This window comes from Polymorphospora sp. NPDC051019 (assembly GCF_040683055.1).
GTDB lineage: Bacteria > Actinomycetota > Actinomycetes > Mycobacteriales > Micromonosporaceae > Polymorphospora > Polymorphospora lycopeni.
In genome coordinates this window covers 188804-208454 of the sequence record NZ_JBFBCH010000015.1, presented here as the reverse complement: position 1 = coordinate 208454, position 19651 = coordinate 188804, and the positions used below count along the sequence as shown (strand labels likewise).

Genomic DNA, 19651 nt, shown 5'->3' with positions numbered 1-19651 from the left:
GTCTTCGCCCTGCGGGCCGCGACCGCTTCGCGGCGCGGTCCTCGGGCTCCAGACGGTGCGGCGGCGCTCGGTCGACTCGCGACTCTGGTCGCGGTCAGCCCTGTCCGTCGATTGCTTCGTCGAGCGTCCGGGTCTTCGGTGGTCACCGCCGTCGCGCGGCTGGCGACCACTGTCCACTTTGTCGGGATCGTGGGCGGTGAACGTTGTTGATCTGAGCGGGAGGGACCTTATCCGGCGCGGGTAGGGTCCCTCCCGCTCAGATCAACGTCACGCCCGGCAGTACCCGTGCGAGGTTGCCGTGGCGGTTGTCCCTTTTGTTCCGGTCAGGGCTGTGGGCGGGCGGTGCGGCGGTCAGGGTGAGCGCCAGCGGGTCCTACCGGGCGACCGGTCGCGGACCCGCGACGTTCGGCGAAGCAAGCGACGGACAGGGCCAACCGTGACCAGAGTCGCGAGTCGACCGAGCGCCGCCGCACCGTCTGGAGCCCGAGGACATGCGGCGAAGCCGTCATGCCCGCAGGGTGAAGACGGTGCACTTGGGCGGCGCGAAGCGGAGCGAGCCAGCCGAGCCGAAGGCGAGGCCAACAAACACAGCTCACTCCATCAGGCGGGCCAGGCCGGCGACGTTCAGGGCGTGGCGGACGTACGGCTGGGCGCCGGTGAGTCGTAGCCGTACCCCGGTGCTGCGGGCGGCCTCCTGGCCGGCGAAGAGTGCCGCTATGCCGGTGGCGTCGAGCAGCGGCACGTCGCCGAGTCCGACGACGACCTCGGCGGGCCGGCCGGTCGTGACGGCCTCGACGACGGTCTGCCGGAGCCGGTGCGAGTTGTCGCGGTCGATCTCGCCGCCGAGTTCGACGACGACGTGGTCGCCGGTACGGCGGGTGGTGACGCGCAGGTCGTGCGGGTCGGTGTCGGTGGGGCTGGCGTGCCAGGGCGGCGGGGCCTCGTTGAGCATCGCCTGCCGGAGCCAGGTGAGGGCGCGTGACAGCAGCCGGGAGACGTGCATCTGGGAGATGCCGAACCGGGCGGCGATCTCGGCCTGGGTCTGGTTGCCGTAGAAGCGCATGGCGAGGATGCGTCGTTCGCGCCACGGCAGCCGGTGCAGCAGCCCACTGACGGTGACCCGGTCGTCGACGGATTCGAGGTCGTTGTCCCATTCGCCGACGAGGTCGCCGAACTCGGCGGAGCTTTCCCCGCCGACGGGTGCGTTGAGCGAGGCGGGGCTGTACCCGGCCGCGGACTCGAGGGCGGCGAGGATCTCCTCCTGCGGGGTGTCGAGCCGTCCGGCGACCTCGGCGATCGTCGGTGCCCGGGACAGTTCGCTGGTGAGGGCGGCCGTGGTCTGGCCGACCTCGAGGATGAGGTCGCGCAGCCGGCGGGGTACGTGCACGCCCCAGGTGCGGTCGCGGAAGTGTCGTTTGATCTCGCCGACGATGGTGATGGCGGCGTAGGCGGTGAACGAGCCGCGTTCGGGGTCGTACCGGTCGACGGCGTTGACGAGGCCGAGTCGGGCGACCTGTTCGAGGTCCTCGAGTGGTTCGCCGCGGCCGCGGTAGCGGCGGGCGAGGCGGCCGGCGAACGGGAGCGCGAAGCGCACCAGGTCGTCGCGGGCGGCCTGGCGTCCGCTGGGCGGCAGGCCGGCGATGCGGGCCGCGTACGCGAGTGCGGCGCTGTCGAGGTCTTCGAGCACCCGTTCGTTCGGTGGCGGTGCGGTCGTGGTGCCGGTGCCCGCGTTGCCGGTGGTGCGAGCCGTGCCGGTGCCGCTCTTGACGGTGCCGGTCGTGGCGGTGGTTCCGAACATTCGCGCCCCCTGGAAAGGTTGCCCGCCCAGCGTGGATCCGCCTTGGCAGTCGGCAGACCGCGACAGCCGGGCTGGTAGCGAATTGGTGTCGGGTTAAGCGTTCGAGCACCGGCCCGTGGCCGCCGTGCTCCACCCATGAAGCACGCTACTTCCCGATCCGGGGGGTCGTATTCGGGCCAAGATAAGTTTCGCCAGTCAGAAAATCCCCCAGGAACCACCTCAAGCGGCGACAAGTCAGCATATGAGGAGGCCCTGTTGCGTACCGCTGTCCCGCAGGCCGGTCAGCGCGTCCACGATCCGCAGGCGCTGGGGCGCCGGCAGGTCGTACGGCTGGTTGCGGAGCACCTCGGTGGCGTGCCGGGTCGGTACGGCCGAGGTGGGGTAGCCACGGGCGGCGAGCCGGTCGACGGCGCCCCGGCGGCGGCCGAACGAGGCGGCGGCCCGCCACTGCGGCAGTCCGGCGAGCACCGGTGACGCCATGCCGGGCGGGTCGGGCAGTACGTCGACCGAACTGAACGCCGAGCTGCCGGCGAGCCACAGTTCGGCGCCGGCGACGCTGCGCCGGGTGGCGTTCTCGCACCAGTACGGCACCAGGCCGGCCCGGACCACCTGCCACGGGTCGAGCTGCCGCCCGCATTCGACGACGGCGCGGTCGCCGCTCTTGCCGGCGGCGCGCAACCACAGGCGGTAGACGTCGGCGGTGGCCGCGCTGAGCGCGTCGGGGCGGGTGAACAGCACCCGGTGCAGGGGGCGGCCGGCGCCGGCCAGCCAGTCGCGCAGGCTGGTCTCCAGGCCGGGGTCGATGCCGTGTTCGGCGTACGCGTCGGGGCAGGACGCGGCGGGCGGGTCCCAGCGTGCCCCGTCGCCTCCGACGGAGCGCAGCACCCGGTCGAACAGGTCGCTGTGGCAGCGCAGCTCGGCGGCGTCGAGGCCGCTGCCGGGGGCGCCGACCTGGAAGGTGTGCCCGCCGCCGGCGTCGAGTACCGGCCAGGTCCGGGCGTCGCGCAGCAGCAGGACCGGGGTGGCCGGGGCGAGCCGGTCGCGCAGGAAGCCGCGGTAGGCGTCCGGCAGCCGCGACCACCGTACGAAGAGGGTGAGGGTGGCGCCGGCGAGCACGCCACGGCCGGCGGGATCGTGCACCTGCCGTACGGCGATGGCCGCGGGGTTGGCGGCGAGCAGGCCGGGGGCGACCCGGGAGCCGTGGGCCAGCGCGCGGGCGGGGTCGTCGACGGCGCCGCCGGGCCACTGTACGGAGATCTCGAACCCGGCGGGCAGCCATGGCACGCCGAGCGCGGTCGCGAGGTGTACGGCCGCCCCGTGGGGTGAGCCGATGACGACGCCGGGGTAGTCGCGGCGCGGGTAGTGGTCGACGATCCAGCGGGCGACCGCCTCGACGTCGACCTCGGCGACCTGTGGCGGGGCCAGGGCGGCGCGGGTGCCGGCGCGGGCGACCGCGGCCCGGCGCACCGGTTCGGGGGCGCCCCGGAAGCGGGTCAGCAGCGGCAGGTACGCCAGGTCGGCGCAGTCCCGGCCGCGTAGTGCCCGGGACGTGGCGGCCAGCAGCACCCGGCTGGTGCTGTCGGGCGCCATCACCCGTTCCGGTTCCGGTGGGCCGCCGGTGACCAGCCAGTCCTGCATCTCCCGCACCGGGTGCCCGCCTCTCCTCGCGCTCCTGTCGCGGCGCGGCTTCCCGTCGGACCGGACTTCAAACGTTCCGGGTCCGGTTCGGCACGTTCCGGCATTCGCGGGGCGACGCGGGTGGTGGGCGGGCCCGGCCGACCGGGTGGGTGGGCCGGCCGGGGCGGGTCGTCACGGCCGCTGGTGGACCGTGGAGGTGCTGGCGTCGACGTAGCGCAGGACGGCGCCGAGGCCGTCGTCGAGGGGTGCCTCGTCGGGGTCGACGAGCACCAGGTCGGCGTCGGTGCCGGCGAGGGCACGGACCAGGGCGGCGTCGGCGCGTACCTGGACGGGGTCGGCGACGGCCATCTGCCGCAGCCGGTCGGCGTCGGTGGCGATCTGGGTCGGTTCGGGGCCGATCCAGAGCCGGGCGGTCGAGGACGGGTCGTCGACCAGCAGGAGCGTGTCGACCTGGGCCCGCTGGAGGGCGTCGACGACGGCGGTCAGGCCGGTGGCGGCCTCCTGCTGTACGCCGTACCGGTCGAGGGCGTCGGTGGTGTGCCGCTCGGCGATGTCGGCGACGGCCTGGATGGTGATGTCGTCGAGGTGGCCGCGATCGCCGCCGGGGGCCCGGGAGCCGATGTCGGTCTCCACGACCCGGCTGCGCCAGTAGGCCGGGAGCTGGTCGACCAGCATCCGGCGGGCCTGCGGGTCGCCGCCGACGACGACGACCTCGGCGCCGACGGTTCCGGCGAGTTCGGCCGTCGCGGCGGCGCTGTCCCCGGCGTTGCGCTTCCAGACGGTGACCGCCTCGCGCTGGAAGCGGGACTGGGCCCAGCCGCCGGGCTTGACCCGCCGGATGGGGTAGCTCTCGCTGCCCCGGATCTGGGCGCGCCGGGCGAGGGAGCCGCTGTGTACGCCGTCGACGCTGGCGCCGGTGCGGTCGGCGACGACGCGCAGCCAGGCGACCTCCTCGCCGCGGCCGGCGACGGCGGGCATGGCGTGCGGCAGCGGGGCGTACGCGGCCAGGTCGACGCGGGGCGGGGCGGGCAGGTACTGCAGGAGGGCGACCTCGCCGTCGGCGGCGAACGCGGCGATGCCGTACGTGCCGGTACGGGGCGAGTGTCCGAGTACGGCGCGTTCGAGGGCGCGGACGGTGTGGGCCGGGGCTCCGGCGGCCTCGAGCTGCTCACGCTGGCCCCGCCAGCGCAGTTCGAAGCTGATCGCGCCGTCCTCGGTGTTACGGGAGGCGTCCAGGTAGACCGAGGCCCACGGCCCGGGGCGGGCGTAGATCGGCTGCAGGAACGACAGGTCCATGGTCAACCCCTCTCCGTCTGGGAGCGGCATACCCGCGCCGGACGGCCTGTCACCGGAACATGAGCGGAATTCATTCATTCCATTCACCCACACCGATCGATACAATCCGTAAGGGATCGCGGACGCTGGGTGCTAGCGATAGCTGGTGACGGCGGCGGTCCGACGGGTGGTCGCCGACCGGCGAAGCGGCCGACCGATGCTTGGGGGGGGCGGGATGGACAGGGAACTCTTTCCCGAACGTGTGGTGCATCCCCGCGCCCGGATCGTCACCGGCCGGGTCAGCCGGCTCAACCCCGGCTACGCCCGCGAGATCAAGGTCGGCCAGCCCGTACTGATGGCGGTCCTCGCCGCCGCCGGCGTCGCCCAGATGGCGGCGCTGCTGGTCAAGTCGGTGCTCCAGGCCGGCACCGGCCGCGCCGGCACCCGGCGGCGCTGGAAGCAGCTGCGTAAGGGACCGGAGTTCCTGGTCACGCCGCTGCGGATGCGCGACGGCGACGGCGTCCTGCACGAGGTCGAGATCCACGGCCACCTGCCGCAGAGCGCCCTGGAACCGGCCGACCACATCCAGGTGACCGTACGCCGGCAGAAGGACGGCGACCTGCCGCCGCGGGTGGAACGGATCGTCAACCTGACCACCGGCCAACTGCTGACCCCGCGGATCCCGACCGTCTGGTCGCACCTGGGGCCGGCGCTGGTGCTGCAGGCCATCCTCGGGCTGATGCTGGTCGGCGCGGTGGCCGCCTGCACCCTCACCCGCTGACAGCCGCGCGGCCGGAGCCGGCGGCGTCGCAACCGGCCGCTCAGCCGGCCGGTGCCGGGGCGGGTTCGGGCTCACGCCCGGCGCGCAGCATCCCACGCCGCTGCGCCCACCGCTCGAACACCAGCGTGGCGAACGGCGGCACCGCGCAGGCCAGCGCCACGAGCGTCGCCGGCCAGCTCCACCGGTTCAGCCGCGACACCACCAGCACCAGGGCGACGTAGACCATGAACAGCCCGCCGTGGATCGGGCCGAAGATCTGCACCCCGATCTCGTTCTGCGGCGGGCCGTACTTGGCCGCCATGCCGGCGAGCAGGGCCAGCCAGGAGATCGCCTCCGCGATCGCCGCGACCACGAACAGCGTCATCGCCGTACGGCGCATGGTTCCTCCCGAAGTCGTCGAGCCGGAATCCTAGGCGGCCGGCGCGCGGCGGCCGGCACCGGCCGCACCCCGGCGAGAGCCCGGTCACCCTGAGGTAGGAGACGACGGTACGACGTACGACAGCCGGCGTACGCCGACTGCCACCGGGTGGTGGACGCGGACGGCCCGCCCGGCGAGCATCATGTGTTCATGATCCGCCTCCAGGTCACCCGCCCGTGAACACCGGCGACCTTCCGACACCCGGCGGCCTGCTGGCCGCCGCCCCGCTGCCCGCCGGTGACCTGCCCGCGGGCGCCCTGTTGATCTCGGTCGCGCTGGCGGTGGCGTCGGCGGGCGCGTACGCGCTGGGCGCGGTGCTCCAGCAGCGGCTGGCGGCCGGCCCGGCGCCGCTGCTGCGGCTGATGACCCGGCGCGGCTGGTGGTACTCGGTGGCGCTCAACGGCGCGGGTGGCCTGCTGCACGTCGGCGCCCTCGCCTACGGCCCGCTGTCGGTGGTACAGCCCCTGGGCGTACTCACCCTGGTCCTGGCGCTGCCGATCGGCGCGTTCCTGGTCGGGCGGCGGGTCGCGGCCGTGCACTGGCGGGGCGCGCTGGCGACGGTGGCCGGCCTGGTCGTCCTGCTGCTCCTGATCGCGCCGGCGAGCGGCGGCGAGTCGCTCGGCACCGGCGGGGCGTGGACCGTGGTGGCGGTCGCGACGGCGGCGGTCGTCACGCTGTGCCTGCTGGCCCGCGGCGCCCGGCCGGCGCTGCGCGCGGTGCTGTACGCGACCGCGTCCGGGGTGTCGTTCGCGGTCGCGTCCGCGCTGACCCAGACCGTCACCCGGCGGTTCGCCGAGGACGGGACGGCCGGTCTGCTGTCGCCGCTGTCGGTGGCGCTGGCCGCCATGGCGACCGCGGGGCTGCTGCTGTCGCAGGTCGCCTACCGCGGGTCGGGGCTCGGCGCTCCCCTGGCCGTGGTCACGCTCTCCAACCCGGTCGCCTCGGCGGTGATCGGCGTGACGATGCTCGGCGAGGGGTCGGTCGCCGGCTTCGCCGGTGCGCTGGTGGCACTGGCCGCGGCGGCGCTGGCCGCGCACGGCGTCGTCCTGCTGTCCCGCCCCGCCCCGGCACCGGCGCCACCCGCTCCGGTTCCGGCCGGCGTCGCCGGGCACGCGGAACCGGGCACTGCCACCGGGCCGGCGATCATCGTCGCCCCGGTCGCGGCCGGCCCGGTCGTCGCCGAGGCGGTGGAGGCCACCGGCCCGGCGGGCGGCTGACCGGCGGGGCCGGCGCCGGCCCGGACGCCCGGAACCGGCGGCGGTTCAGGAGGCGGCGACGACCACCGCCGACTCCGGCGGAAGCTCGACCACGTCCCGCATCACCGTGACCCCGCCGCGGCTGGCCAGCAGCACCGACCGCACCAGGCCGGGCAGGGTGATCCGCTGCGCCCGCGGCGCCAGGTTCGCGGCGACCACGGTACGGCCGCGCCGTACGACGACGAACTGGTCGCCGTGGCGCACCTCGACCCGGTCCAGCCGGGGATCGGTGAGATCCGGCCGGCTCTTGCGCAACGCGATCAGCCGCCGGTGGAAGTCGTACGTCTCGCGGTGCTCGGGCTTGTCGAGTTCGGCCCAGTCGAGCCGGGACCGGGCGAACGTGCCCGGGTCCTGCGGGTCGGGCACGTCACCCTCGGGCCAGCCGTGCGCGGCGAACTCGCGGCGCCGGCCGTCGGCGACCGCGGCGGCCAGTTCCGGCTCCGGGTGGCTGGTGAAGAACTGCCACGGCGTGGTGGCCCCCCACTCCTCCCCCATGAACAGCATCGGGGTGAACGGGGCGGTCATCAGCAGCGTCGCGCCGACCCGCAGCAGGTGCGGCGACAGGGTGGCCGAGATCCGGTCGCCGGTGGCCCGGTTGCCGATCTGGTCGTGGTTCTGGAGGTAGGCGACGAACCGGTGGCCGGCGGTGCGGGTGCGGTCGACCGGCCGGCCGTGCACCCGGCCCCGGAAGCTGGACCAGGTGCCGGCGTGGAAGAAGGCGCCGGTGAGCACGTCGGACAGGCACTGCAGCGAGCCGAAGTCGCCGTAGTAGCCCTGCCGCTCGCCGGTGAGCAGGCTGTGCAGGGCGTGGTGGGCGTCGTCGTTCCACTGGGCGTGCAGGCCGTGGCCGCCGGCCTCGCGCGGGGTGATCAGCTTGGGGTCGTTGAGGTCGGACTCGGCGATCAGCGACAACGGCCGGCCGACGTGCGTCGACAGCGCCTCGACCTCGACGGCGAGTTCCTCGAGCAGGTGCACGGCGCCGTGGTCGCGGAGCGCGTGCACGGCGTCGAGGCGCAGCCCGTCGACGTGGTAGTCGCGCAGCCACATCAGCACGCTGTCGATGATGTAGCGGCGTACCTCGCCGGAGTGCGGGCCGTCGAGGTTGATCGTGCGTCCCCAGGTGTTGCCGCCGGTCTCGGCCAGGTACGGCCCGAACATCGGCGCGTACGCCCCGGAGGGCCCGAAATGGTTGTAGACGACGTCGAGGACCACCCCCAGGCCCCGCCGGTGGCAGGCGTCGACGAAGCGTTTGAGCCCGTCCGGGCCGCCGTACATCTGGTGCGGGGCGAACCAGCAGACGCCGTCGTAGCCCCAGTTGTGGTCGCCGTTGAAGGCGTTGACCGGCAGCAACTCGACCAGGTCGACGCCGAGTTCGACGAGGTGGTCGAGGCGTTCGATCGCCGAGTCGAAGGTGCCCTCCGGGGTGAACGTGCCGATGTGCAGCTCGTAGAGGACGCTGCCGGGCAGTTGGCGGCCGGTCCAGCCCTGGTCGCCCCAGCGGTGGGTGGCGTGGTCGTAGACCCGGCTCGGCCCGTGCACGCCGGCCGGTTGCCAGGCCGAACGGGGGTCGGGCAGGGCCTGCTCGTCGTCGTCGAGCAGGTAGACGTAGTCGGTGCCGGGTCCGGCGTCGGGTACGTCGAGCGTCCACCAGCCACCGTCACCGGCGGTGAGGTCGCGGTCGGGCTCTCCGATGATCCGCAGGCGCACCCGGGATGCCGCCGGCGCCCAAACACAGAATTCAGTCATGGCCTCACCAGTGGACGAGCAGGGGTTTCGGCGGGCGTGAGCAGGGCGACGGGATACCGGTCGAGCAGTTCGGCAACGGCTATCCGGGACTCACTGTAGACCCGTCCTGTGAACGTATCGACAACGGACCGTGATGAGGGAAGGAATGTGTGATCCCATCCGCCGAGGCGGGTCAGGCCGAGCGGCAGCCGGGTGGCGACGGCGACCGCGCCGCCCCGGTCGTACGCGACGACGTGGTCGGCCGCCGGCCCGTCGGCGGCCACCGGCCGGTATCCGGTGAACAGGTCGGGCCGGTCCCGGCGCAGCCGCAGGGTCCGGGCCACGACCAGCAGTTTCGCCGCGCCGGTGGCGTCGACGTCGGGCTGCCGGCCGGCGTCGACGCGGGCGAGCAGGTCGCGGCGGGCCGCGAAGTCGACCGGGCGCCGGTTGTCGGGGTCGACGAGGCTGTTCTGCCACAGCTCGGTGCCCTGGTAGACGTCGGGTACGCCGGGCATCGTGAGCTGCACGAGTTTCTGCCCCAGCGCGTTCGACCAGCCGGCGGGGGTGATCGTGTCGACCAGGTCGGTCACGTCGGCGCGCAGCGCCGGGTCGTCGTAGATCCGGTCGACGACGGCGTGCAGGGTCCGTTCGAAGTCGACGTCGGGGCTGGTCCAGTTCGTCGAGGCGGCCGCCTCGCGGGCCGCCTTCTCGACGTACGCGTGGAGCCGTTCGCGTTCGATCGGCCAGGCGCCGGCGACGGTCTGCCACAGCAGGTGGGCGAAGGCCGGGTCGGGCAGCGGTGCGGCGGCCGTCCACCGGTCGACGGCGGCGGCCCAGGTCCCGGGCATCTCGGCGAGTACGGCGAGCCGGGCCCGGACGTCCTCGCCACGTTTGGTGTCGTGGGTGGAGAGCGTCGTCATGCCGAGCGGGAACCGTTCCTGGCGGCGGGCGGCGGCGGTGTGGAAGTCGGCGACGGGGCGGCCGAAGCGGGCCGGGTCGCCGCCGACCTCGTTGAGGGCGACGAACCGGGTCCACCGGTAGTAGGCGGTGTCCTCGACGCCCTTGGCCATGACGGCGCCGGAGAACTGCGGGAACCGGGCGGCGAGTTCGTCGCCGGGGTCGCGCAGCCGGGCGGTCAGCGTGTCGAGGGTGGCGGCGAGGTCGGGCCGGCGCCGGCCGGCCTCGGCGCGGGCGGTGGCGAGATGTCGCAGCCCGTCCGGCGGGTACGACCGGTAGACGGGGTAGTTGGCGGCGAGTTCGGCGAGCGCCGGCCCGGCGTCGGGCAGGTCGGGGGCGAGCCGGGCGAGCCGGCGCAGTTCGGTGGCGAGCAGTTCGGTGGCGGCGGCGAGCCGGCCGGCGTGGGTCAGTTCGGGCCAGGACGTGGCCCGCCCGGTGAGCCGGGTGTCCAGGGTGGTGAAGGCGGCCTCGCCGGCCGGGTCGACGAAGAGGTCGGTCACCTCGGCGAGCGCGTCGTAGCCGGTGGTGCCGTCGACCGGCCAGGCCGGCAGTTCCTCGCCGGGTTCGAGGATCTTCTCGATCAGCAGCCAGGCGTGCGGGGCGGCGGCGCGCAGCCGGGCGAGGTAGCCGGCCGGGTCGCGCAGCCCGTCGGGGTGGTCGACCCGGATCCCGTCGACGTCGCCGGCGGCGACCCAGCGCAGGATCTCGGCGTGGGTGGCGGCGAAGACGGCGGGGTCCTCGACGCGCAGGCCGGCCAGTTCGGAGACGGCGAAGAACCGCCGGTACGTCAGTTCGGCGTCGCCGCGCCGCCAGGAGACCAGCTCGTAGTGCTGCCGGTCGTGGACCCGGCGGGCGGTGCCGGGGGTGTCCGGGGCACCGTCCGGGCCGGTGCCGTCGACGATCGGGAAGCGGTGTTCGTGGTAGCGCAGCTCACCGTCGACGATCTTGAGGTCGTCGAGGGCGTCGGGCTGGTCGGCCAGCACCGGCAGGAGCAGCCGGCCGCGGGACCAGTCGATGTCGAACCAGGTGGCGTACGGCGATTCGCGGCCGGCGCGCAGCACGTCCCACCAGGCCGGGTTGGCCGCCGGTACGGCGACGCCGGCGTGGTTGGGCACGATGTCGACCAGCAGCCGCAGGCCGTGGTCGCGCAGGGCGGCGGCGAGCTGCCGGCGGCCGGCCTCGCCGCCGATCTCCGGGCCGACCCGCCGGTGGTCGACGACGTCGTAGCAGTGCGCGGAGCCGGGGGCGGCGGTCAGCAGCGGCGAGGTGTAGAGGTGGCTGGCGCCGAGGTCGGCGAGGTAGTCGGCGAGGGCGGCGGTCGCGCCGAGGTCGAAGCCGGGCCGCACCTGCACCCGGTAGGTGGCCGTCGGCGCGGTGCGGCCGGCGGGGCCGAGGCCGTCGGCGGGCGGGGATGCGGCGGCGGGCATCTCAGATGGTCCGGTCGAGCACGACGAGGCAGCGGTCGGGTACGACGACCGTCCCGCCGGCCTCGAACACCTTCGGTTCGTCCGGTCCGGGCTCCGCGGTGGTGATCACCCGTTCCCACTTCTGGCCGTGGTCGTGGCCGGGTACGACGAAGTCCAGCGGCTGGTCGTGGGCGTTGAACAGCAGCAGGAACGAGCTGTCGACGTGGCGCTGGCCGTACGGGCCGCGTTCCTTGATCCCCTCACCGTTGACGAAGAGCATGACGGCACGGCCGAAGTCGTTGCCCCAGTCCTCGCCGGTCATCTCCCGCCCGCCGGGGGTGAACCAGGCCAGGTCGGGCAGCGGTGCCCCGGCGGTGCGGGTCCTGACCGGCAGCCCGGTGAAGAAGCGGCGGCGGCGGAAGACCTGGTGCCGGGCCCGGAAGGCGGTCAGCTCGCGGGTGAAGGCCATCAGCTGCTCGTCGACGTTGTCCCAGTCGATCCAGGCCAGTTCGCTGTCCTGGCAGTAGGCGTTGTTGTTGCCGTGCTGGGTGCGGCCGAGTTCGTCGCCGTGCCCGATCATCGGCACGCCCTGCGACAGCATGAGGGTGGCCAGGAAGTTGCGCCGCTGCCGGGCCCGTAGCGCCAGCACGTCGGGGTCGTCGGTGGGTCCCTCGACCCCGCAGTTCCAGGACCGGTTGTGGCTCTCGCCGTCGCGGTTGTCCTCGCCGTTGGCCTGGTTGTGCTTGTCGTTGTAGGACACCAGGTCGGCCAGGGTGAACCCGTCGTGGCAGGTGACGAAGTTGATGCTGGCGACCGGTCGGCGGCCGTCGTCCTGGTAGAGGTCGGCGGAGCCGGAGATCCGGGAGGCGAACTCCGCGAGGGTGTTCGGTTCGCCGCGCCAGAAGTCGCGTACGGTGTCGCGGTACTTGCCGTTCCACTCGGTCCACACCGGCGGGAAGTTGCCGACCTGGTAGCCGCCGGGGCCGATGTCCCACGGTTCGGCGATCAGCTTGACCTGGCTGATCACCGGGTCCTGCTGGATGACCTCGAAGAACGTCGAGAGCCGGTCGACGTCGTAGAACTCGCGGGCGAGGGTGGCGGCCAGGTCGAACCGGAACCCGTCGACGTGCATCTCCTGCACCCAGTACCGCAGCGAATCCATGATCAGTTGCAGCGAGTGCGGGCTGCGTACGTTGAGGCTGTTGCCGGTGCCGGTGTAGTCGACGTAGTGCTCCGGGGACTCCTCGGACAGCCGGTAGTAGCTGCGGTTGTCGACACCCTTGAAGCCGAGCGTCGGGCCGAGGTGGTTGCCCTCGGCGGTGTGGTTGTAGACCACGTCGAGGATGACCTCGATGCCGGCGGCGTGCAGGGCCCGGACCATGCCACGGAACTCCTGGACCTGCTGGCCGAGGTTCCCCAGGGCGGAATAGCCGTGGTACGGGGCGAAGAAGCTGAGCGTGTTGTAGCCCCAGTAGTTGCGCATCCCCATGTCGACCAGCCGGTGGTCGTGGACGAACTGGTGCACCGGCATCAGCTCGATCGCGGTGACGCCGAGACGGGTGAGGTGCTTGATCATGTCGGGGTGCGCGATGCCGGCGTACGTGCCGCGCAGCTCCGGCGGGATGGCGGGGTGGCGCATGGTCAGCCCGCGCACGTGCGCCTCGTAGATCACCGAACGGTGGTACGGGATCCTCGGCAGCCGGTCGTTGGCCCAGTCGAAGTACGGGTTCACCACGACGGACTTCGGCACGTACGGCGCCGAGTCGGCCTGCGACATCCGGCCGGGGTCGTCCAGCTCGTAGCCGTAGACCGCCGGGTGCCAGTGGACGTCGCCGTCGACCGCCTTGGCGTACGGGTCGACCAGCAGCTTGTTCGGGTTGCACCGCAGTCCCCGCGCCGGGTCGTACGGGCCGTGGACGCGGTAGCCGTAGCGTTGTCCGGGCTGGACGCCGGGCAGGTAGCCGTGCCAGACGTAGGCGTCGACCTCGTGCAGCTTCACCCGGCGCTCGTTGCCCAGCCCCCACTCGTCGAACAGGCACAGCTCGACCGACTCGGCGACCTCGGAGAAGATCGCGAAGTTGGTTCCGGTGCCGTCGTACGTGGCGCCCAACGGATACCGCTGACCCGGCCAGACCTGCATGGTGCTCCTCGTTTACGCGGGGTCGCCAAGCACGCCGGTGACGCGGGCCACCGGCGTGCGGCAGGACTAATGCCCAGTCGACGGTAGCCTCAATCCAGCCGTTCGACCGATTGCGACAGGCCCACGCTTGCACCATGACAATCGATCGGGTGTCATCGGTCACCATCCGGGCGTTTCAGGATGCGATTCGCGGTGGCGTGCCGTTTCCTTGTAGCGGGAACGAGCGACGCACCGCGGCGGCGCCGGACCCACCCGGCCTTTCGGCCACCCTTTTCCAACCCACCAGGCCGTTCGGCCACACCTCAACCTGCTCGCGCCGTCAGTGGTGCCGGCGAAACACGCGCCAATTCATGGATGGAGATCGATGTGACGACCCTGCGGGTCGGCGCCGACAACGCCCCGGTCACGACGGACGGCCCCTGCCGTCCGAACCTCACCTCCCGCACGCACCACGCCGCCCCCGCCACCGGTCTGCCGACCGCCGGCGGGATGGCCCCCGACAGCCGCCGCCGCATCCTGATGCTGTCCTGGGAGTACCCACCGGTACTCGTCGGCGGGCTGGGTCGTCACGTACACGCGCTCTCCGTCGCCCTGGCCGCCGCCGGCCACGAGGTCACCGTCGTCACCCGGCACGCCGAGGGCGCGCCGCTGGAGGAGTACGCCGAAGGGGTCCGCATCGTCCGCGCCCCCGAGGACCCGGTGACGTTCCCGCTGGCCACCTCCCACCTGCTGGCCTGGACCATGGCGTTCAACCACACCCTGACCCGGGCCGCGCTGCGGGCCGCGCAGTCCGGCGAGTACGACGTCATCCACGCCCACGACTGGCTGGTCGCGCACACCGCCGTCTCGCTGTCCGAGCACCTCGACCTGCCGCTGGTCACCACCATCCACGCCACCGAGGCCGGCCGGCACCAGGGCTGGCTGCCCGAGGAGATGAACCGGTCGATCCACTCCATGGAGTGGTGGCTGTCGCAGGAGTCCGACCGGGTCATCGTCTGCTCCGGCTACATGCGCGACGAGGTCACCGGCCTGTTCGACGTACCGGCCGGCCGGGTCGACGTCGTACCCAACGGGGTCGAGACGCACCGCTGGCAGGTACCGGCCAGCGCCGTCGCCGCCGCCCGGCAGCGCTTCGCCGGCGACGGCCCGCTGGTCACCTTCGCCGGCCGGCTGGTCTACGAGAAGGGCGTCCAGCACCTGATCGCCGGCCTGCCCAAGCTGAAGGAACAGCACCCGGGCCTGCGCGTCGTCATCGCCGGCGACGGGCCGTACCGGCAGGAACTGGAGAACGACATCGACCGCCTCGGACTGCGTGAGACGGTCAGCTTCCCCGGCTTCCTCGGCGGGGTCGAACTGCCGGCGATGATGGCCGCCTCGGACTGCTTCGCGGTGCCCAGCATCTACGAGCCGTTCGGCATGGTCGCGCTGGAGGGCGCCGCCGCCGGCGTACCGCTGGCCGTCGCCGCCACCGGCGGGCTCGCCGAGATCATCGAGCCCGGCGTCAACGGCATGACCTTCGCCCCGAAGGACCCGCAAGGCCTCGCCGACGCGGTCAGCTCCCTGCTCTCCGACGGCGACCGGGCCCGCCGGCTCGCCCGGGAGGCCCGCACCATGGTCCACGACCGGTACGGCTGGTCGTCGATCGCACACCGCACCGCCGCGACGTACTCCGCCGCCATCGCGCACGCCCCGGCGTTCGCCGCCGAGCAGGCCGAGGCCCGGATGGCCCAGGGCCGCCCCCAGCTCAAGATCCGCGAGGGCAACCTGCTCGCGGCGGTCGGCGGCCGATGATCGACCCGCTGCACCCGGCCCGGCCCGCCACGGCGCACCCCGCCGCGGTGGGCCGGCCCGCGAATACCGCGTCGGGGACCGACGTGCCGCACGCGGCATCGGCCCCGGTGCCCAATACTGTTTCGATGATCGGCGAACTCGACCTCTACCTGTTCGCGCAGGGCCGCCACGAACGACTCTGGCAGATGCTCGGCGCCCACCCCGGCGACGGCGGCACCCGGTTCTCGGTGTGGGCGCCCCACGCCCGCGAGGTACGGGTCGTCGGCGACGCCACCGGCTGGGGCCCGTACGACGGCGCGGTGATGGACCGCGTCGGCGACAGCGGCGTCTGGTCGGTGTTCGTCCCCGGCGCCGAACCCGGCCAGCGCTACAAGCTGCGGATACACGGCGCCGACGGGCAGTGGGTCGACCACGCCGACCCGATGGCCCGCGGCACCGAGAGCCCCCCGTTCAACTCGTCGGTCATCACCACCTCGCGGTACCGCTGGGACGACGGCGACTGGCTCGCCGAACGCCGCGTCGCCACCAACCACCACGCCCGCCCGATGTCGGTCTACGAGGTGCACCTCGGCTCCTGGCGCCCCGGCCTGAACTACCGCGAACTCGCCGACCAGCTCACCGCGTACGTCACCGACCTCGGCTTCACCCACGTCGAACTGATGCCGGTCATGGAGCACCCGTACGGCGGCTCCTGGGGCTACCAGGTCACCGGCTACTACGCCCCGACCGCGCGGTTCGGCTCCCCCGACGACTTCCGCTACCTCGTCGACCGGCTGCACCGGGCCGGCATCGGCGTACTGCTCGACTGGGTGCCGGCCCACTTCCCGCGCGACGCCTGGGCGCTGGCCCGCTTCGACGGCACCCCGCTGTACGAGCACCCCGACCCGCGCCGCGGCGAACACCCCGACTGGGGCAGCCTGGTCTTCGACTACGGCCGGCCCGAGGTCCGCAACTTCCTGATCGCCAACGCGCTGTACTGGCTGGAGGAGTTCCACATCGACGGCCTACGGGTCGACGCCGTCGCCTCCATGCTCTACCTCGACTACTCCCGCGGCTCCGGGCAGTGGCTGCCCAACGCCGAGGGCGGCAACTCGCACACCGAGGCGATCGCCCTGCTGCGCGACCTCAACTCCGCCGTCTACCGGCTGCACCCCGGCGTCGTCATGATCGCCGAGGAGTCCACCGCCTGGCCCAAGGTCTCCCGCCCCGTCGACTGGGACGGCCTCGGCTTCGGCCTGAAGTGGAACATGGGCTGGATGCACGACACCCTGCACTACCTGTCGCGCGACCCGCTCTACCGCTCCTACCACCACGGCGAACTGACCTTCCCCGGCATCTACGCCTTCGACGAGCAGTTCCTGCTCCCGATCAGCCACGACGAGGTCGTACACGGCAAGGGTTCGCTGACCGCGAAGTTCCCCGGCGACCGCTGGCAGCGCCTCGCCGGCCTGCGCGGCTTCCTCGCCTACATGTGGTCCTTCCCCGGCAAGCAACTGCTCTTCATGGGCAGCGAACTCGCCGACGAGCGCGAGTGGAGCGAGCACCGCGGCCTCGACTGGGGCCTGCTCGCCGATCCCGGCGCCCGCGGCGTCACCGACCTGCTGCGCGACCTCAACCGGATCTACCGCGACGGCCCCGAACTGTGGTCGCAGGACACCGTCCCGGCCGGCTTCCGGATGATCGCCGGCGACGACGCCACCAACAGCGTGCTCAGCTTCCTGCGGTACGGCGCCGACGGGTCGGTGCTCGCCTGCGTGGTCAACTTCTCCGGGGTGCCGCGCAACGACTACCGGATCGGGCTGCCCGTCGAGGGGCGCTGGGACGAGGTCCTCAACACCGACGCGGCCACGTACGGCGGCTCCGGGGTCGGCAACTTCGGCGCCGTCGACGCCGACGGGCCGGCGACGCACGGCCTGCGGACGTCGGCGACGGTGCAGGTCGGCCCGTACGCCGCGGTCTGGTTCCGCCCGTCAAAGCCCACCCAGGAGTGACCGGCGCGCCCCTCTGCGCGCGCGGCCCTCTGCGCCCAGGCGGCCCTCTGCGCGCGGCCCTCTGCGCGCGGCCCTCTGCGCGCAGGCAGCCTCTGCGCGCGTTGATCAAGGAGAAGTCGTGGGTCGCTCCGGGTGTTTTGCCCGGCACATCCCCTTGATCGCGCCGGAGGTGCGGCGGACCCGCCCCGCTCGCGTTGATCGAGGACTAGTCGTGGGTCGCGGCGGCCGCTTTGCCCGATACATCCCCTTGATCGCGCCAGAACTGCGGCGCGCCCCACGCACAGAGCCCGCCGACCCCGCACGCGACCGCCATCCGCCGCGCACACGCGACCGCCGCCCGGGTGCGCTGATCAAGGGGCAATCGTGGGTCACACGGGGCGACCCGTCCGATACATCCCCTTGATCGGCGCGCGGGCGGCGGCGGAGGTGGCGCGGTGGCCGGCGTGCCTACACGGGCGGCACGGCGGCCGGGTCGAGCGTCGGGTCAGCGCTTCTCGATCGGGACGAACTCGCGTTCCGGCGAACCGATGTAGAGCTGGCGCGGGCGACCGATCTTGGTCTCCGGGTCGTTGATCATCTCCCGCCACTGCGCGATCCAGCCGGGCAGCCGGCCGAGCGCGAACAGCACGGTGAACATCTTCGTCGGGAAGCCCATCGCCTTGTAGATCAGGCCGGTGTAGAAGTCGACGTTCGGGTAGAGCTTGCGCGAGACGAAGAAGTCGTCGGCGAGCGCGATCTCCTCGAGCTTCATCGCGATGTCGAGCAGCGGGTCCGGCTTGGCCATCCGGGACAGCACGTCCTGGGCGGCCTGCTTGACGATCGCGGCCCGCGGGTCGTAGTTCTTGTAGACCCGGTGCCCGAAGCCCATGAGCTTGACGCCCTGTTCCTTGGCCTTGACCCGGCGTACGAAGTTCGCCGCGTCACCGCCGTCGGCCTGGATGGCGCCGAGCATCTGCAGGACCGCCTCGTTGGCGCCGCCGTGCAGCGGGCCGAAAAGGGCGTTCACACCGGCCGACACCGACGCGAACAGGTTGGCCTGGCCGGAGCCGACCAGCCGTACGGTCGAGGTCGAGCAGTTCTGCTCGTGGTCGGCGTGCAGGACCAGCAGCATGTCCAGCACCTTGGCGACGACCGGGTCGACCTCGTACTGCGCGGCCGGCACCCCGAAGGTCATGCGCAGGAAGTTGTCGACGTAGCCGAACGCGTTGTCCGGGTAGAGCAGCGGCTGGCCGATCGAGGTCTTGTAGGCGTACGACGCGATCGTCGGCACCTTCGCCATCAGCCGTACCGTGGAGATCTCGACCTGGTCGGCGTCGAACGGGTCGAGGCTGTCCTGGTAGAAGGTCGACAGCGCGGAGACCGCCGACGACAGTACCGGCATCGGGTGGGCGTCGCGGGGGAAGCCGTCGAAGAACCGCTTGAAGTCCTCGTGCAGCATCGTGTGCAACTGGACCTTCTCGGTGAAGGCCGCGAGCTGGTCGGCGGTCGGCAGCTCGCCGTAGATCAGCAGGTACGACGTCTCCAGGAACGACGCCTTACCGGCCAGCTCGTTGATCGGGTAGCCGCGGTAACGCAGGATACCGGCGTCACCGTCGATGTATGTGATCTTCGACGAACAGGCCGCCGTGTTGACGAACCCCGGGTCGTATGTGACGTGACCTGTCTCCGCCAGGAGCTTACCGACGCCGATTCCCGCGGGACCCTCGACGGCCGGGTTCACCGGCATCGAAAGCTGTCCGCCAGGGTGTTCGAGCTTGACATCTGTCATGTGGTCCCTCGCTTCGCCGGCAGATCTTCGTTGAAAGCCCATGTTTACGGTAAACGTGCGTGACGGAAACCCGACAGCGATGGTTTTGGGTGAGGTCTGCGTCACGCATGTTGCGAACCGGTTCCGAACCGGGTACCCGGAGGGGTTGCGCGGCACACCGGTCCGATTCGTTCAAGACCCCGCCCCCCGACCGCCGCTAGCGTGAGCCACATGGCAGTCAAATTCGACTTTATCGGACTTCTCGTCGCCGACATGGGCCGCTCGCTCGCCTTCTACCGGCGCCTCGGCCTGGACATCCCCGCCGCCGCCGACACCGAGCAGCACGTCGAGGTCACCCTCGACGGCGGCTTCCGGCTCGCCTGGGACACCGAGGAGGTGGCCCGCCAGATCGATCCCGGCTTCACCCCGCCGCCGGCCAGGGCGGGCCGGATCAGCCTCGCCTTCCGCTGCGACAGACCGGCCGACGTCGACCGGGTCCACGCCGAGCTGACCGCCAGCGGCCACGAGAGCCACCGCGAGCCGTGGGACGCCTTCTGGGGCCAGCGGTACGCCATCGTCTACGACCCGGACGGCAACAGCGTCGACCTCTACGCCGCGCTCGGCTGACCCGCACCGCCGCGACCGCGCCCCGGACCGCGGTCGGCCGGTCAGCCCACCGCGCCCGGCCTGCCCCTCGCGGTGGGCCGGTTCGCTGCCGCAGCGGGCTG

General features: G+C 72.7%; 13 protein-coding genes. 5 read left to right on the top strand and 8 right to left on the bottom strand.

What is annotated here, in order from left to right; all coding sequences use genetic code 11:
* Positions 1-592: 592 nt before the first annotated feature.
* The 3 genes from AB0M79_RS24775 to AB0M79_RS24765 form a co-directional block, all read right to left on the bottom strand.
* Entirely contained in the window at positions 593-1798 is a 1206-nt protein-coding gene (locus AB0M79_RS24775; protein ID WP_357535654.1) for a SigB/SigF/SigG family RNA polymerase sigma factor, read from the bottom strand.
* 234 nt (positions 1799-2032) lie between these two features.
* Positions 2033-3436, bottom strand: a complete 1404-nt coding sequence (locus tag AB0M79_RS24770) for a hypothetical protein (protein ID WP_364217819.1) — start codon at positions 3434-3436, stop codon at positions 2033-2035.
* A 171-nt stretch (positions 3437-3607) separates the two neighbouring features.
* The gene (locus AB0M79_RS24765) at positions 3608-4732 is read right to left on the bottom strand and encodes a Vms1/Ankzf1 family peptidyl-tRNA hydrolase (protein WP_364217817.1); all 1125 of its coding nucleotides are present in this window, start codon (positions 4730-4732) and stop codon (positions 3608-3610) included.
* A gap of 214 nt (positions 4733-4946) precedes the next feature.
* Here AB0M79_RS24765 and AB0M79_RS24760 point away from each other — a divergent pair, with 214 nt between their 5' ends.
* The gene (locus tag AB0M79_RS24760; protein ID WP_364217798.1) at positions 4947-5492 is read left to right on the top strand and encodes a hypothetical protein; all 546 of its coding nucleotides are present in this window, start codon (positions 4947-4949) and stop codon (positions 5490-5492) included.
* Positions 5493-5532: 40 nt separating this feature from the next.
* Here the strand turns inward: AB0M79_RS24760 and AB0M79_RS24755 are convergent, their stop codons facing one another.
* A complete protein-coding gene (locus AB0M79_RS24755; protein WP_364217796.1) occupies positions 5533-5871 on the bottom strand; it encodes a DUF3817 domain-containing protein in 339 nt (112 codons plus the stop codon).
* A 215-nt stretch (positions 5872-6086) separates the two neighbouring features.
* Here AB0M79_RS24755 and AB0M79_RS24750 point away from each other — a divergent pair, with 215 nt between their 5' ends.
* A complete protein-coding gene (locus tag AB0M79_RS24750) occupies positions 6087-7127 on the top strand; it encodes a DMT family transporter (RefSeq protein WP_364217794.1) in 1041 nt (346 codons plus the stop codon).
* A gap of 45 nt (positions 7128-7172) precedes the next feature.
* Here the strand turns inward: AB0M79_RS24750 and treZ are convergent, their stop codons facing one another.
* Genes treZ through glgX form a run of 3 tightly spaced genes read right to left on the bottom strand, consistent with a single transcriptional unit; the run spans position 7173 to position 13394 of the window.
* On the bottom strand, positions 7173-8912 hold the full coding sequence (treZ, locus tag AB0M79_RS24745) for a malto-oligosyltrehalose trehalohydrolase (RefSeq protein ID WP_364217792.1): 1740 nt from the start codon (positions 8910-8912) through the stop codon (positions 7173-7175).
* Entirely contained in the window at positions 8909-11275 is a 2367-nt protein-coding gene (treY, locus tag AB0M79_RS24740; protein ID WP_364217790.1) for a malto-oligosyltrehalose synthase, read from the bottom strand. The genes treZ and treY overlap by 4 nt, the downstream gene beginning before the upstream one ends.
* A 1-nt stretch (position 11276) precedes the next feature.
* The gene (gene glgX / locus AB0M79_RS24735; RefSeq protein ID WP_364217788.1) at positions 11277-13394 is read right to left on the bottom strand and encodes a glycogen debranching protein GlgX; all 2118 of its coding nucleotides are present in this window, start codon (positions 13392-13394) and stop codon (positions 11277-11279) included.
* A gap of 489 nt (positions 13395-13883) precedes the next feature.
* Here glgX and AB0M79_RS24730 point away from each other — a divergent pair, with 489 nt between their 5' ends.
* The gene (locus AB0M79_RS24730) at positions 13884-15185 is read left to right on the top strand and encodes a glycosyltransferase family 4 protein (RefSeq protein WP_364217815.1); all 1302 of its coding nucleotides are present in this window, start codon (positions 13884-13886) and stop codon (positions 15183-15185) included.
* A gap of 125 nt (positions 15186-15310) precedes the next feature.
* The gene (gene glgB / locus AB0M79_RS24725; RefSeq protein WP_364217785.1) at positions 15311-17176 is read left to right on the top strand and encodes a 1,4-alpha-glucan branching protein GlgB; all 1866 of its coding nucleotides are present in this window, start codon (positions 15311-15313) and stop codon (positions 17174-17176) included.
* Positions 17177-17660: 484 nt separating this feature from the next.
* Here glgB and AB0M79_RS24720 read toward each other — a convergent pair whose 3' ends face one another.
* Positions 17661-18944 (bottom strand): citrate synthase, encoded by a 1284-nt coding sequence (locus AB0M79_RS24720; protein ID WP_364217783.1) that lies wholly within the window; start codon positions 18942-18944, stop codon positions 17661-17663.
* A gap of 210 nt (positions 18945-19154) precedes the next feature.
* On the opposite strand from AB0M79_RS24720, the gene AB0M79_RS24715 reads away from it, so the two are divergent.
* On the top strand, positions 19155-19550 hold the full coding sequence (locus tag AB0M79_RS24715; protein WP_364217781.1) for a VOC family protein: 396 nt from the start codon (positions 19155-19157) through the stop codon (positions 19548-19550).
* The last annotated feature ends 101 nt before the right edge of the window (positions 19551-19651 follow it).